Source organism: Brachybacterium sp. SYSU DS0246, assembly GCF_059391765.1.
This window is the reverse complement of record NZ_JBZXYT010000001.1, coordinates 246303-261714: the sequence shown is the minus strand read 5'-3', so window position 1 is coordinate 261714 and position 15412 is coordinate 246303. Positions and strand designations below refer to the sequence as shown.

The window sequence follows — 15412 nt, the reverse complement described above, 5'->3', positions numbered from 1 at the left end:
TTCTCAGCGGTGTTCACCTCAGTGTTGTCGGCCGTGTTGTCCGCATCGTTCTCCGCGGTGTTCACGTCCGTGTTGTCCGCCGTGTTCACCTCAGTGTTCTCAGCGGTGTTCACCTCAGTGTTGTCGGCCGTGTTGTCCGCATCGTTCTCCGCGGTGTTCACGTCCGTGTTCACCTCAGTGTTCTCAGCGGTGTTCACCTCAGTATTGGCCTCGGTGTTCACCTCAGTGTTGACGTCCGTCGGATCGTCGGCGTTGGTCACGACCAGGTCGGTGGTCGCGGACTCGCCGGAGGTAGCAGTGCCCTCGACCAGGTAGTCACCCGCCTCGGTGCCCTCCGGGACAGTCAGATCGGTCGTGAACCCGCCGTCCGCGTCCGTGGTCACCGTGACGGCGTCACCGATCGGATTGCCGTCCAGATCCGTGAGCTGGACGTCCACGTCGGTGTTCCCCGGGTAGTCGGTGCCGGTCACCTCGGTGACGCCGCCGTCCTCAACCGTGCCTGGGTCCACCGCTATGGTGGGATCCTCGACCGCGGCGGCGCTCGAGCGCACCGTCGAGGAGGCCAGGTCGACGTCGATGGCGCTGGTGGCGGGCAGCACCGTGATGCTCAGCGCATTGACCGTGAAGGACTCTTCGCCGAGCAGGCCCGGAGCGGGCTGCTCATTGACGGTCACGGACACGAGCTGCTGAACGAGACCGTCCAAGACCGCGTCCAGGACGCTGCCCTCTGCCACGAGGGGGTCGATAATCCCGTCGAGGGTATCGGTCAGACCGGTGGTGGCAGTCTCGAGCAGGCCGGTCACGGCGGGCTGCGCGAGACCGAGGACCTCGGGCAGCAGGATATCTGTGAGGGGCGCCACCAGATCGTCGATCGAGAGGCTGAGCCCCGGGACCAGGGTGTCGATGGAGCCGCCGACCTCGATGGTCGGCTCGCCCTCGACGGTCCCCGCCAGCTGACCGATGGTCGTCTGCACGGTGACGTTCACATCTGCCGTAAGTGTGCCGTCGATACCGCCGCTAAGGCCGAGGTCGATCGTCACGCCCGCATCCTCGACGATAGGCGCGACGACGTCACTCACCTTGGTTGTCAGGGTGCCTAGTGCCTCGGTCACGCCCTGGGTGATGAGTCCGGCCATCTCACCGTTGAGCACCTCGGTGTTGGCCGGCTGGCCGTTGAGGCCGCCTTCGACCAGCTGCTCGAGGTCGACGATGATGTCACCGTTGGCGAGGTCGATAGTGACCAACCCGTCGTTGCTCACGAGCGGCTCGTTGATGAGCTCGTCGCTCGCTCCGGCCAGGGCGGCATCGATGTTGTCGATGCTGACCTCAGCCGTGTCGACACCGAGCCCGAGAGAGGGCACGAGCGGAAGACCGAGATCAAGGTCGACGCCGAGGTTCTCCAGGTCGGCGATGAGCTGATTCAGCTCACCCTCCGGGCCGACCGCATCGTTAAGCGTGCCGCCCACATCGGTGATGGCGCCATCGAGCGTGGTGCCGACCTCGCCGACGGCCGGGGAGCTGATCACCAGGCGCGACCCGGCCACGACATAGCTCGACTCGACGTCGGCGCCGTTGGTGGAGGTAGCCGTCGAGCCCAGCGCGCCGATCTCGAGCGAGGCCTCGTCGACGACCTGGTCAGTCAGACCGTCCACGTTTACCTGGTCGAACAGATCCGTCAGGTTCACGGTAGCGGTGTCGTACGCGCCCTCCCCGCCGGGATCGACCTGAATGGACCCGTCCTCGCCGATGACGCCGGCACTGGCAGTCGAGGTCGTCGCCTCAGGGGACGTGGCGTAGCTGGAGAGCACGCCCGCCTCGCCGAGCTGCAGCAGCCCGGCCGGCTGCCCCGACCCTGCCTGACTGATCAGAGGCACGTCGAGCTCAGGAACAGACAGGATCTCGTTGCCGACGAGGCTGAGATCAGTGTCGTTCGACTCAGTACCGCCGTCAGGGAACCCGGTACGACTGGTGCCAAGGGCCGCCAGAATCTCTCCCTGGTCATCCCCGATGCCGAGCACGTCGGCTCCGATGACTTGGCCCAGCGCCTCCGAATCCTTGGTGGGGTCGGGTTCGGCGGCGAGCGCCGAAGGGGCGGACATGAGTGCTAGCCCAGCTGTGGCAACCGACGCGACAACACCCTTGAAGAGTGCCGTCGAGCGCCGACGCACGGGCGGCGGGGACTTCAGTCTTTCCACAATCGCTCCATCGTTCGTCGGGGAGGGGGACGCCGTGCGCCGGGCGGAGCCCGGGCGCGCGAGACGCGCGTCACGCACTGTGACTTGGAAAGGTTCTCAGAGGCCGGACCCGCCGTCGGGCGGTTTGCACCGAATGACGGGCTCTGTTGCCTGATCGTTACGATCGACATAGGACGGGCGAGCCGGCGATTTCCAGCGAGACCTGGGCAGGGAGAAGGTTTCCGCTCAGTGTGGTGGTTCTCGGGCGTCCCGGCGCCGCGACCCTCCATGGACCCTCCCCATCACTGAAGACAGCGGTCAGAGCGGGGCCACTCGGATAAACCTGCCGCAGCATCGGGTCCCGTCGGCTTGCGGACTGGTCGGCCCCTGCCTGGCACCCGGAATAGGAGGTCGTCCAAGAGCGTTGCGTCCTCGGTGACCGATACCGCGAATTTTGCCCTGTCCGTCCTCGATCTGGTGCCGGTGCGCACCGGTCAGAGCTCCGCCCACGCCGTGGCCTCATCCATGGCCCTGGCGCAGAGAGCCGACGAGCTCGGGTATCGCCGCTACTGGTTCGCCGAGCACCACAACATGGCGGCCGTCGCCTCCACGACGCCGCCGGTGCTGATCTCGGCAGCCGCCTCGCGCACCTCACGGATCCGTCTCGGCTCGGGCGGGGTGATGCTGCCCAACCACGCCCCGCTGATCGTGGCCGAGCAGTTCGCAGCGCTGGAGGCGATCGCCCCGGGCCGGATCGACCTGGGCCTGGGCCGCGCACCGGGGAGCGATCCGGTGATCACGCAGCTGCTGCGTCGCTCCGGCACCACCAGCGAGGCCCAGGAGTTCCCGCAGAACGTCCAGGAGATCATGGAGATCATGAGCCCGGACGGGGCGAGCTTCTCCTTCAGCAACGGCGGCACCTACGAGGCCCGCGCGACCCCGGCCGCGACCACCTCGCCCGAGGTGTGGCTATTGGGCTCGAGCGACTTCTCCGCCCGCCTCGCGGCGCAGCTGGGACTGCCCTACGTGTTCGCCAACCACTTCGGCGCCCCGGGCCTCGAGCAGGCGATGACGCTGTATCGCGAGACGTACCAGCCCAGCGAGCGCCATCCCCAGCCGCAGTCCTTCCTCACGGCCAACGTCTCCGTCGCACCCACCGAGGAGGAGGCCCACCAGCGCGCCCTGCCGATGCTGCGACAGTTCGCCCGGATGCGCACCAACGCCCCGATGCGGCCGCTGGAGACCATCGAGGAGGTCCTGGCAGCGCCCTCCGAGGGCGCCGAGGCGCAGGCACTGGAGCAGGTGCGCTCCTCGTGGTTCATCGGCACCCCGGAGCAGGTCACTCCGCGGCTGCGCGAGTTCGCCGCCGCCAGCGGGGTGGACGAGATCATGGTCTCCGGCTCCCTGGGCGCCTACGAGTCCGAGCCCCTCGGTGAGCCCGCCGGCAATGCCCAGACGCTCCAGCTGCTGGCCGAGGCGATGTTCACCGTCTGACCGCCCCGGACCGCTGGAGCCCGGCCTCGTCGTCACGGGCCTCCACGCCGCACCGAGCGAGCCTGTATTCCGGCGCCGGGAGCATCCCGATGCGTGCCACGAGCCACCCACAGCACCCTCGGCGCACAACGATCGCATTACATCGGCGACGCGCAGGCACAGAACCCGTGGTTGAACCTTCCGCGGTCGCATGTGCCCGCCATACCCTGGAAACATGGCCAGCACTCCGTCCACTTCCCCGTCCGGACGTCCCCTTCCCGTCGCCATGCTGCAGTTCCTGTACCTGCTGCTGGGGATGATCGCCGTCTCGGCGCTCGGCGGCGTACTCCTGGCCGCCTTCTTCCTGCCGGCGGTCTCGGCCACCTCCGCGATCGCCGAGGACGGCGTCGAACTGTTCGAGTCCTACCCGACCGAGCTCGAGGTCCAGCCGCTGAACGAGGCCAGCCGGATCGAAGCTGCCGACGGATCGCTGCTGGCGACCTTCTACACCGAGAACCGCATCATGGTGCCGCTGGAGAAGATCTCGCCGCACATGCAGCATGCGGTGATCGCGGTCGAGGACCGCCGGTTCTACGAGCACGGCGGCGTGGACCTCAAGGGCACCACGCGCGCCTTCCTCAGCAACATGGGAGGCGGCCCCACGCAGGGCGGGTCGACGCTGACCCAGCAGTACGTCAAGAACGCCCTGCTGATGGACGCAGTCCAGCGCGGCGACCAGGAAGACATCAAAGAAGCCACGGAACAGACCTACGGGCGCAAGGCGCGTGAGGCGAAGTTGGCGATCTCGCTGGAGAAGCGCTGGAGCAAGGACGAGATCCTCAACGCCTACCTCAACGTCGCCCAGTTCGGCCCGTCCCAGTACGGGGTCGAGACCGGCTCGCGGCACTATTTCTCCAAGAACGCTGCGGATCTGAATCCGGGCGAGGCCGCCCTCCTGGCGGGTATCACCAACGGCCCGAACCAGTACGACCCGGTCGACCACCCCGAAGCCGGCGAGAAGCGCCGCAACGAGGTGCTCGCCGACATGCACAGCGAGGGCTACATCACCGACGAGGAGTACACGAAGTACACCGAGCAGCCGGTGGAGGACATGCTGCAGATCCAGAACGTGCGCGCGGGCTGCGCCGACGCGGGCCGCAGCGGGTTCTTCTGCGACTACGTCACCCGCACCCTGCTCAGCGACCCCGAATTCGCCCCGACGTACGAGGAGCGCCAGAAGCTGCTCTACGGGGGCGGGCTGACCATCCGCACCACGCTGGATCCGGCCAAGCAGAAGATCGCCGGCGAGATCCTCGAACGCCGCGTGCCCGGGGATGCGCAGCACGGCTTCGGCCACTCGATCGTGACCGTGGAGCCGGGAACGGGCAACATCCTCACGATGGCCGAGAACCGCTCGTTCAACCCGTATCAAGAGGTCAACCCGGGCGAGACGGCGATCAACTACAACGTCCCCAAGGCCCTCGGCGGCTCCAGCGGCTTCCCCGTCGGCTCCACGTTCAAGCCCTTCGTGCTCCAGGAATGGCTGGAGACGAACCACAGCATCACCGACAGGGTGAGCACGGTGCGCGAGCCCATGTCCCGCTTCCCCGCCAAGTGCCTGCCTCGCGGCGCGTGGCGGGAGAACCCCGGGTACAACCCCGACAACGCCGTCTCGGTGCGGATCTCCCCCATGGAGACCGCACTGAACGCCACGAAGTTCTCGATCAACACCGCCTACGCGAACATGGCCCGGCAGCTGGATCTGTGCAACATCGCCGAGGGCGCCCGGGAGATCGGCGTGGTCCCCGCGACCCACGACCCCGCGGATCCGCAGACGTGGGACGCCAGCATCGAGGACATCTACGGCACCGAACTGGCCCCGGCCGTGATCGTGCTCGGCGAGGTGCGCATCTCCGCTCTGGACATGGCAGGCGCCTATGCGACGTACGCCGCCGGCGGGACGTACTGCAAGCCGCAGGCGGTCACCGAGGTCATCGACCGCAACGGCGAGGCCATGCCGATCTCCGGGGCCGAATGCCACCAGGCGGTGGACAAGAAGGTCGCCGACACCATGGCCTGGACCCTCGAGCAGGACCTCGAGGACCCCCGCGCCACCGGCAAGGGCAAGATCATCGAGGGCCACCCCGCCGGCGGCAAGACCGGCACCTCCGGCTCCCAGTTCCACACCTGGTACGTCGGCTTCACCCGCCAGATGTCCACCGCCGTCTGGTTCGGCCACCCCCAGGCCAACATCTCCCCCGGCGGCTTCCCGGTCGACGGCCAGATGCTCCGCCACGGCCACGTGTGGGGCAACACGGTCTCCCTGCCCACCTGGCAGGAGTACATGAGCCGCGTCCACGAGGGCCTGCCCAGCGAACCCTTCCCGTCCGCACCGGCAGCGACGAAGGCGCCCCCGCCGCAGGCGGATCAGAACGGCGGGGTCCCCTCCGTCTCCGGCATGTATCTCTCCCAGGCCAAAGCCACGCTGCAGGCAGCCGGCTACAACTACGAGGTGCGCAACGAGCCCTCGAGCACCGTGGGCAAGTGGTACGTGATCGGCACTGATCCGCCTGCCGGCACCCCGCTGCCCCAGGGCGAGACGGTGGTCATCCGCCAGTCCACCGGGTAAGGGGCCGACGGTCCGGGCTCCGGGGCGACGAGGCACCTCGGCGCTGGGGCCCGTTCATGCGCCTCGCCCGCCCGCGAGCCTCGCCCGCCCGCGAGCCTCGCCCGCCCGCGCGCCTCGCCCGCCGGCGGGTCTCGCCTGCCGGTGGGTCTCGCCGCGGCTCCTCACCTCGGCCTGGAGCGGAGGCCTCAGCTCTCGACGCGTCCGCGGGTGTAGCGGGATTCGCGCTTGTAGGAGGTCAGCTCGCCTCGATCATCCACGTACACGCTGTATTCGGCCATGATGTCCGTGGTGTCCGGGACCCGGCGGGATTCGAGAAACTCGAGACTCACCTTCCAGCCGTCCTCCTGGCGTTCGACCGCGATGACGGACTCGGGAACCCGACCGGTCAGCTCCGCGAGGTGACCGGTCGAGCGGCGAACCGCTCCCTTGGCCGTCAGCACCTTCTTCCGTCGGCGCCGGCCGGAGGGCTTCTTCTCAGCGCGGGACCCTTTGTCCTGACGGCTCTGCTCCTTCTCGTCCTCTGTCCCGTCGCCGCCCGGGTCGTTGTTCTGCGAGGCCTGTGCCATCACGAGGAACCGCTGGTGTCGTCGGAGTCGACCTCGACGTACTCGAAGTCGCCGTCCTCCTCCTGGGCAGGCTCGTCGGTCTCGGTGCTGGCGTCCTGCTCGGTGCTGCCACCGTCCTCGTCGGAAGTGCCGTCGGCTTTCTCAGTACCGTCGCCCTCGGCGCCGTCGCTCTGGTCGCCGCCCTCGTCGGTGCCGCCGTTCTGGCCGTCGTCACCGTTCTCGGTGTCGCCGTCCTGCCCAGCGCCGCCGTCTTCGCCGGTGCCGCCGTCCTGGCCCTCGCCACCGTCGCTCTGGTCGCCCTCGCTGTCCTGCTCCGTGCCGGTTGATTCCTGCTCGGCATCTGCAGCGTCGGAGCTCTCGCCAGCGGTGGCCTCGGAGGGTCCGTCGCCGCCTGAGGACTCGTCGGACTGGTCGCGGCTCTCGCCGTCGGCGTCGGCCGATTCGTCCTGCGGGCTCTCCTCGTCGTCCTGAGCCTGCTGATCCTGCTGTTCCTTGCCTTGCTGACTCTGCTGGCCCTGCTCGCCGTGCTGACTCTGCTGATCCTGTTCGCCCTGTTCGTCCTGCTGCTCCTGGGCAGCGCGTTCGGCCTCGAGGGCCTCCTCGTGCGTGCGCACCACTTCGCTGTCGCGGATCTCCCCGCGCCAGCCCTCGACGGCGTCCTCGTCCAGGATCGTCTGCGTCATGACGTAGCGGGCGAAGAGCCGGGCCTCGACGCGGATGCGCCGGCCCACCGGGCGACCCATGTTGCCGACCTTCTCGACGAAGCCCTGCGGGTAGTAGTTGACGACGATGAGGATGCGCGTCAGGCGCGGGCCGAGCTCGTGGAACGTGACCGCGCCGTCGAGGTGCCCCTTCTCGCCCTTCGAGCGCCAGACGATCTGCTCATCGGGAACCTGCTGGACGATGGTGGATTCCCAGGTGCGGTGCGAGAGGAACACCTGCCCCTTGAACTCCACCTTCTCCTCGGACTGCTGTTCCGCGTTCTCGACTTTCTTCATGAAGCCGGTCCAGTCCTGGAACTGCGTCCACTGGTTGTAGGCGACCCTGACGGGCACGCCGACCTCGACCGTCTCGACGATGTTGGAGAACTTCTTGACCTCCGAGGATCCACCCGAGGACGACCCACCGGATGAACCGGGGGTCAGTTTCTCCTTGGCTCCCGCAGCCAGCGCAGAGGCGCCCGCGGTCGCCGGGTTCTTGCCTTCGCCGAGCTTCTCGGCGCCCTTCTTCAGGCCCTCGCCGGCAGCGCCGCCCTCCCCCGGTGTCATGGACTCGGCGAAGTCGTTGAGCTTGTCGGTCAGGGCGGAGGTGCCCTTCTCGGCGAGCGCCGAGGCGTACTCGGTCAGGTCCGATCTCAGATCATCGAGGGGAAGCTGCTCCAGGGCGCTCTTCCACCACGGCTTGGTCGAGGTGTCCTCGGCGGTGCGCTCACTCATCGGACTCACCCTTCCGGTCCGTGCTCTCGGCCTGGTCCGTGTTCTCAGCGCTGCCGCTCGCCTCGCTCTCGCTCGACGCACCGCCCTCGGCCGACTCCTCGGACGAGTTCTCCGCGCCGCTCTCGGACGACTCGGAGGAGTCGGAGGAATCCGAGGCCTCTGACGAGTCGGAGGATTCGGAAGACTCTGATGACTCGGGCTGGGAGGATTCGGCGGGCTCAGAGGTTTCGGAGGACCCTTCGCGCAGCTGCGCCGTGCGCTGCTGGAGGTTCTCGCTGAGGGTGTGGATGCCCTTGCCTGCCGCGGCGGTCGCGGCCCCGGTCGCGGCCGTGGCCAGGCCTGTGGTGATCTGCTGGGTGAGCGCCTTGGCCTCGTCGGACTCCATCAGGGTCGAGCGGACCGACTCCAGGCCGCGGCCACCCTGCTTGACGGCGATGTATCCCAGCACAAGTGCTGCGAGTTTCGCCTGCCGTCCGCGGCCCAGGACGTACCCGCCCAGCAGTCCGAGCGCTACCTTCGATCTCGCGTTCATGGATCTACTCCTCACGGGAGGATCGGCGCCGTCGGCCGATGATGCGGCCAGTGTTATCCCGCCCTCGCAGACGGTCAATGCCTCACTGCTCCCGGGGTCGCGGGGACGGCCGCTGCGCACCCTTCGCCCCTGATAGCGGGGCTGATCGCCGTCCTGCCGAGGAGGCGAACACTCGGTCAGTCGGAGGTCCGGTGGTCTCGGCGGCAGGGCTGCGCGGCGTTGGCCTACCCTGTGCGGATGCCGAACGCCCGCCCCTTCCTGCCGTCACCGGACCCGGGCGCGGAGACCCGGCGCGTCGATCTCGTGCTGGAGGGCGGCGGGGTCAGAGGCATCGCGCTGGCCGGCGCGATCGAGGTGCTCGAGGAGCACGGGTATCGCATCAACCGGGTCGCCGGCTCCTCCGCCGGGGCGATCGCCGGCGCACTGGTCACCGCGGGGGTCCCGGCGACGACGATGGTCCAGATCCTCCGCGAGACCGACTACTCGCGATTTGCCGACGGCCCCTGGTGGACCCGGCCTCTGCTCGGCAAGGCTCTGGCCATCCTGCTGCACCTCGGCGTGCACCGCGGCGACACCCTCGCCAGCTGGCTCGAGGAACAGCTGGCCGAGCACGGCGGCCCCGACCGCACCGGCACGTTCGCCGATCTCCTCTGCCACGATCCACACCTCGTGGGTGAAGGGCAGGGCGAGCAGCAGTTCCGCCTGGTCGTGACCGCCTCGGATCTCTCCGCCGGCCGCCTGCGCTTCCTGCCGACGGACGGCGCCGAGTTCGGGACCGATCCCGCGCAGCTGCGGGTCGTCGATGCCGTCCGTGCCTCGGTGGCGATCCCGCTGTTCTTCCGGCCGGTGCGGTGGCGCAACCGGCGGGGCGGGCCGGCGTGGCTGGTCGACGGCGGGATGCTGTCGAACTTCCCGGTCTCCGTGTTCGACCTGCCCGAGGGACAGGTGCCACGTTGGCCCACGTTCGGCATCAAGCTCTCGGCGCGGCCGCCGGACGGGACCGGCACGGTCAACAAGATCACGGGCCCGCTGTCCTACGGCAAGGCGGTCGTGGACACCGTCACCGGGTTCTACGACCGCCAGCACATCGAGGATTCGCACGCGCGGGCGCGCACGATCTTCATCGACACCGACGCCGTCGGCCCCACCAAGTTCTCCCTCTCGGACGAGGAATGCGAGCTGCTGTACGCGCGGGGCCGGCACGCTGCGACCGATTTCCTCGAGGGCACGGCCGGTCAGCCGGCGTGGGACTTCCAGGAGTACCTCGCGCGCTACCGCTCCCCCGTACGGGCGTGACGCTCCCCGCCCCGTCGTGCTCCCCTGCTCCGCTCCTCTATGACCATCCGGCCCGACGCGGGGCTGATGCTCAGCCGAGGATGAGCGGTGCGATCAGGCCCGGGTCGGTGCGGTCGACGGTGCGGGTGTTGTTGACCCGGCGGTCCACCGGGTGGGTGACCAGGGTCTGGGCCTGGCGCTCGGAGACATCCCCGAGCTCGCCGTGCAGCCGCTCCCTGCCGGTGGCGTCGAGCTTGCCGGGGGCGAGCCAGTCCGCCAGCAGGTCCTCGTCGAGGAAGGCGGGCATGCGGTCGTGGACGTCCCCGGCGGCGTCGCGGGCCTCCCGGGTGATGATCGTGAAGCTGACGTCCCACTCGCCGTCCGCGTTCTGGGCGGCGGTGGTGAGGCCGGCCGCGTGCAGCAGGCGCTCATCGGTGGGGTGGACGTAGTAGGGCTGCTTGCCGGTCTCGGTCTCGACCCATTCGTAGTACCCGGACATCGGCACCACCGCCCGGGAGGAGGCGAAGGCCGCGCGGAACATGCCGTTGGTCGCGGCGGTCTCGAAGCGGGCGTTGATCGGCCGCGGCCCCTTCTCCTTCGCCCAGGAGGGCTGGAAGCCCCAACGGGCGAGCTCGAGGGTGCGCTGCAGCTGCCCGCTCTCGTCGACGTACTCGCGGACGACGGGGGCCTTGGTGCGCGGCGCGATGGAGAAGATCGGGTACCAGTCCAGCTCACGCGCGGGCTGGGCCGCGTAGGCGCGCATCTGCCCCTCGGCATCGATTTCGAGCACATAGCGTCCGCACATGGTGGCGTCTCCTCCGACTCGGTGGGCACGATCGTACTGGGGCCCCGGGACGTTCGGGCCCGCTGGAGCTGGTTCCGGTCGATGCGCCGCTCAGCCGGTGGGCACCGCTCAGCCGGTGGGCGCCGCTCAGCCAGCCAGCGCCGCGGCGCCGGCCCGGGGCCGGGTCGCCACGTACCACCGGTGCAGCAGCAGCACGATGAGCGCGACATCGACGGCGTCCCCGCCGTAGTACATGAGCTGCGCGCCCGCCCGGCCGTCATAGGGCGCGACGCCGGCCGGCGGACTGGCCCAGAGCCATTTCGCGAGGATCGAGTGGGCCGCGATGAACGCGATGAGCACTGCCGAGCGCACCGGGATCGAGGCTCGGTGGGGATTCGGATCCGCCCCGATCAGCGAGGCGGCGAAGAGATAGCCGGCGAACACGATGTGGGTGTGCACGAGCGCGTGGACCGGCGCCGAGGAGTGCATCAGCGGATAGAGGGCCGTGGTGTACAGCAGCCACAGCCCTCCGGCATTGAGGACCGCCGCACTCACCGGATGGGTGACCGCACCGATCGCCTGAGTGCGCAGGAGTCGAGAGAGACGCCGCGCGCCCGCCACCGGGAGCGCCCGCAGCGCCAGGGATACCGGAGAGCCGAGCACCAGCAGCAAAGGACCGAGCATCCCTACCAGCAGATGCCCGGCCATGTGCGCGGTGAAGCTGGTGTGGGCCGCCGCGGCGAGCGGGCCGAGCAGCCCTGCCGCGACACACCCCAGCCCGGCGAACCAGGCCGCGCTGCGCCGGGCCGGCCACGGGCTGCGGCCGCGACTCGTCCACAGCGCGAGCGCGTACGCCGCGGCAGCCGCGACGAGCAGAACGCTGACGCTGACCTCGAACAGCGCCCACGCGACGTCCGACGCGGCGACCGCGTCATGGTCGTGCTCGTGGTCCATGGCCGTCAGCCGGCAGTGCCGGTCGGGCGCACGGGGCGGGTGCGCCACAGCATCACCACGCCGATCACCAGCACGAGCGCGGAGGAGCCGATCCAGACGGCGTCGTACGGCAGCAGGTCCACGCCGTAGCGGATCTGGTGGATCCGCAGCAGCTTGTGGTCCACGACCCCATCGAAGAGCTGGAACGCCCCGATGCCCGTGACCACGGCGGCGCTCCAGCGCAACCACCTGATCTCGGCGCGGCGGCGGACGTCGGCCAGCAGGAACAGCCCCCACACGGTGATGAACCAGGCCACCGCATGGAAGAAGCCGTCGGCGGTCAACGCCACGCGCGTGGTGGAGAGGTCATAGAAGTGGTGCCACTGCAGGACCAGATGGAAGATGAACAGATCGATGATCGAGGCCGCGATCCCGCAGCCGAACAGGAATCCCGAGGCCACAGTCCGACGGTCCGGATCCGGTGCGACGTGGCGTCGCGCGCCGGTGGCGACGCGCCGTGCGCCCGGCTCCGCAGCGCTCATCGTGGCCTCCTCCGGTCAGCGGCGCTCGAACAATGCGCTCATTGTTCTGGCCGCCAACACCCCGGGCAACGGTCATGACCGAGCGGTTCCGCGCCGAGGCCGCAGATGGTGATGCACCGACACCCAACCGTGACCGAATGCCCTGCCGGTGGGCGGACCGGGCCATTACTGTTCGTTCTGTCGGCTGGCCCCCTGTGGCGCCCCGGCCCCTCCCCCACCTCGGTGCGCTGCGCCCATCTCGGAATGATGCCCTTATGCCTCTGGCCTCCCCTGCCCGGATATTCCGTCTCCGCCCCGTTCGTGTCGTCGGCTGGACCGCTCTGGCCTTCGCCGGGCTGACCATCACCGCCGGTGTCGCCCACGCCGAGGAGGCATCCCCGCCCGCGCGCTCTGCCACTCCAGATGCCGTCGCCGCGCCGGAGGCGCAGCACGCCCCGACCGAAACCCACAACGGCCCGGGCGACCCGAGCGAGGCACCGCCCGAGGCCCCGGCGAGCGCAGCTGACGCCCAAGACGCGCCGCCTGCCGCGCCGAAACCGACGGATAAGAGCGAGGACGACGACGAGGACGAGCAGACGGCGTCTGCCGACGAGCACGCAGCCGCGGACACCACCGGCCGGGCCGCGGCACAAGCCGACAAGGTGCCGCTGAGCGAAGCCGGTCAGACTGCCCTGCAGGTCACTGGGGATGAATCCGGCCAGGCTCCGCCAGAGCGCGCTTCGGGCGAGGCTGATCAGACGCGCCCGCGGGACCCTGAGAGCGAGACCGACCGGGACGTCCCGGCCGGCGCTGCGGATGAGACCGGCCAGGACGCTCCGGCCCAGTCCACGGAGGACGAGGAGAACGACACCGTCCCCGCCGCCGGCACGGGCTCGACCACCGCGCCGGTCGACCCCGAGAATCCGCGGCACGAAGATGCCGACGGGGACGTCGCGGTGGAGCTCGAGAATGAGAATGCCGACGAAGACACCACGGCGGACGCCGAGACGGAGAACGCCGGCGAAAACCCCGCGACAGACGGCGAGGACGAGAACCCTGCCGAGGAGCTCGTGGCGGACGTCGAGGACGAGGAGGTGCTGGGCGATACCGACAGCATCGAGGACGTCGCCGCGGACCCCGCCGATGTCCCCGAGGCCGCCGGCGACCTGCTCCTGGACGGGCCGGGCGCGCTGCCCGCCTCGATGCTCGTCGAGCAGCGGGCGTTCAGCGCCACCGCGACGAGCTCGCGTCGCGGGTTCACGGACGTCCCAGCCGGGATGATGTACGCCGACGAGATCCTGTGGATGCAGCGCGAGGGCTACGCGACCGGCTGGCCCGACGGCACATACCGCCCGCTCGAGGACATCAATCGCGACGCGTTCGTGGCGATGATCTACCGCGTCCACGCCCCCACGAGGTACGTGGCTCCTCAGCGCAGCCGCTTCGTCGACGTCGGCACGGACAACATGTACTACCGCGAGATCTCCTGGGCCGCCGAGCAGGGGATCACCACCGGGTGGTCCGACGGTACCTTCCGTCCGCTGGACTCGATCGATCGCGACGCCGCCCTGGCGATGATGCAGCGCTCCTTCGGCGGAGGCGTGCCTGCCCCGTCCCGCTCGCCGTTCACGGACGTCACCCCGCGAACACAGCACTACGGGGCGATGGCCTGGGGCTACGCCAACGGCGTCACCACCGGCTGGTCCGATGGCAGCTTCCGCCCGCAGGACGGCATCCACCGTGACGCGATGGCGGTGATGATGCACCGCCTGGTCGTGCTCGGCCCGGATTCCCAGCGCGGCCTGACCAGCGGCCCCACCGGCACGCATTGGGCCTCGCACGGCGGCAGCTCGCTGATCGGCAAGCCCTCCGGGTATCAGTACCGCTACGGCTCCGGGCTGCGGCAGGAATTCGCCGGCGGCTCGGTGCTGTACTCCCCGTCGTCGAACTCCGCCGTGATCCTCCGCGGTGAGGCGAAGCGCCTCTACGACGCTCGGGGCGGGCAGGCCGCCTTCGGCATGCCCATCACCCCGCAGATCTCCGCGGCGGGCAGCACCGCCCTGCAGTTCGCCGAGGGCGGGATCTACTCCACCGACGGGTTCACGTTCGTCGTCGCCGGAGCGATGTACGACAACTACCGGTCCCTCGGCGGCGTCCGCAGCTACCTCGGCGCCCCGATCGGCAACCAGCGCACCGGCAGCTCCGGCATCACCTACCAGAGCTTCAAGGGCGGCCAGCTCACCTCCCCCACCTTCCAGAACACGCCCCCGCCGACCACCGTCTCGGGTGGGACCCGCATCAGCTACCGCACCCTGGCCTCCGGCGACCGCGGTGATGACGTGTACGCGGTCCAGGTGAAGGTCGGGGCCACGGCCGACGGGAAGTTCGGCCCCCAGACCCGCGCGGCCGTGATGCGCTACCAGCGGGAACAGGGCCTGCCGGCCACCGGCATCGTCGACATGCGCACGTGGGCGAGGATCATGTCGGTCCCCAACCAGCGCTTTGACGGCAGCAACGGGCGGCTGGCCGCGAACCAGCTCACGGTGATCGCCCCGAACTGGACGCTGCCGAACCAGGCCGCCGCCGCGTTCACCGCGATGCAGCGTGCCTTCACCGCCGCCACGGGCCGCACGTTCACGCTCAACGACGCCTACCGTCCGATCGACCGGCAGATCCAGCTGCTGGTGGCGCTGGGCCGGCCCACCGCCGCCTTCGCGGGCACCTCGCCGCACGGCGATGCCCGCCGGGGCGCGGTGGATATCCAGGTCACCCGCGGGGACGTCACCCACCGGTGGCTGGTCGCCAACGCCTCCCGCTACGGTTTCGGGCAGACCTCGTGGCAGGCGAGGAACGAGCCGTGGCACTGGGAGCGGCGGTAAAGAACGCACCTCCGCGTGAGGTCCTGGCGCGCCCGAGATCCGCGAATGGCTCGCGGTGCTCGCGCGCACCTTCCAGCTGCTCGATGCGAAAGACATCCTCGAGCTCGACCGGGTGCTGGAGACAACGCCGGAGGACATGGGAGAGCCACCGTCTTGTCCTGCGAGCGGCGCCGGCAGGACAGCGCGGAGGAAGACGTCTAGGACGGCGTC

The 15412-nt window shown here is 69.6% G+C and carries 11 protein-coding genes; 4 read left to right on the top strand and 7 right to left on the bottom strand.

The features are described 5' to 3' along the window. Positions 1-2099 (bottom strand): choice-of-anchor G family protein (locus AC5020_RS01045; RefSeq protein ID WP_464986866.1); only part of this gene is annotated, 2099 nt, incomplete at its 3' end. Between the two features lie 510 nt (positions 2100-2609). On the opposite strand from AC5020_RS01045, the gene AC5020_RS01040 reads away from it, so the two are divergent. Both AC5020_RS01040 and AC5020_RS01035 read left to right on the top strand, forming a co-directional pair. Beyond that, on the top strand, positions 2610-3668 hold the full coding sequence (locus AC5020_RS01040) for an LLM class flavin-dependent oxidoreductase (RefSeq protein WP_464986865.1): 1059 nt from the start codon (positions 2610-2612) through the stop codon (positions 3666-3668). Between the two features lie 214 nt (positions 3669-3882). After that, positions 3883-6276, top strand: a complete 2394-nt coding sequence (locus AC5020_RS01035) for a penicillin-binding protein (RefSeq protein WP_464986864.1) — start codon at positions 3883-3885, stop codon at positions 6274-6276. Between the two features lie 185 nt (positions 6277-6461). Here AC5020_RS01035 and AC5020_RS01030 read toward each other — a convergent pair whose 3' ends face one another. The 3 genes from AC5020_RS01030 to AC5020_RS01020 are packed head-to-tail and all read right to left on the bottom strand — an operon-like array spanning position 6462 to position 8810. Continuing rightward, positions 6462-6842: a gas vesicle protein GvpO gene (locus AC5020_RS01030; RefSeq protein ID WP_464986863.1), complete on the bottom strand. Its 381-nt coding sequence runs from the start codon at positions 6840-6842 to the stop codon at positions 6462-6464. Beyond that, positions 6842-8278: an SRPBCC family protein gene (locus tag AC5020_RS01025; RefSeq protein WP_464986862.1), complete on the bottom strand. Its 1437-nt coding sequence runs from the start codon at positions 8276-8278 to the stop codon at positions 6842-6844. The genes AC5020_RS01030 and AC5020_RS01025 overlap by 1 nt, the downstream gene beginning before the upstream one ends. Next, positions 8271-8810, bottom strand: a complete 540-nt coding sequence (locus AC5020_RS01020; RefSeq protein WP_464986861.1) for a hypothetical protein — start codon at positions 8808-8810, stop codon at positions 8271-8273. Before AC5020_RS01020 ends, AC5020_RS01025 begins: the two co-directional genes overlap by 8 nt. Positions 8811-9047: 237 nt before the next feature. Here AC5020_RS01020 and AC5020_RS01015 point away from each other — a divergent pair, with 237 nt between their 5' ends. Beyond that, complete coding sequence (locus AC5020_RS01015; RefSeq protein WP_464986860.1) at positions 9048-10106, top strand: patatin-like phospholipase family protein; 1059 nt, start codon at positions 9048-9050, stop codon at positions 10104-10106. Between the two features lie 70 nt (positions 10107-10176). Here the strand turns inward: AC5020_RS01015 and AC5020_RS01010 are convergent, their stop codons facing one another. The 3 genes from AC5020_RS01010 to AC5020_RS01000 all read right to left on the bottom strand — a co-directional run bounded on the left by AC5020_RS01010 (position 10177) and on the right by AC5020_RS01000 (position 12344). Next, a complete protein-coding gene (locus AC5020_RS01010; protein WP_377803816.1) occupies positions 10177-10890 on the bottom strand; it encodes an SOS response-associated peptidase in 714 nt (237 codons plus the stop codon). Positions 10891-11016: 126 nt separating this feature from the next. Continuing rightward, positions 11017-11823 carry a cytochrome c oxidase assembly protein gene (locus AC5020_RS01005; protein ID WP_464986859.1) on the bottom strand — a complete coding sequence of 269 codons (807 nt, stop codon included), beginning with the start codon at positions 11821-11823 and terminating at the stop codon, positions 11017-11019. Between the two features lie 5 nt (positions 11824-11828). Then, positions 11829-12344 carry a DUF2243 domain-containing protein gene (locus AC5020_RS01000; protein WP_464986858.1) on the bottom strand — a complete coding sequence of 172 codons (516 nt, stop codon included), beginning with the start codon at positions 12342-12344 and terminating at the stop codon, positions 11829-11831. A gap of 254 nt (positions 12345-12598) precedes the next feature. Here AC5020_RS01000 and AC5020_RS00995 point away from each other — a divergent pair, with 254 nt between their 5' ends. Further along, complete coding sequence (locus AC5020_RS00995; protein ID WP_464986857.1) at positions 12599-15202, top strand: S-layer homology domain-containing protein; 2604 nt, start codon at positions 12599-12601, stop codon at positions 15200-15202. Positions 15203-15412 lie beyond the last annotated feature (210 nt).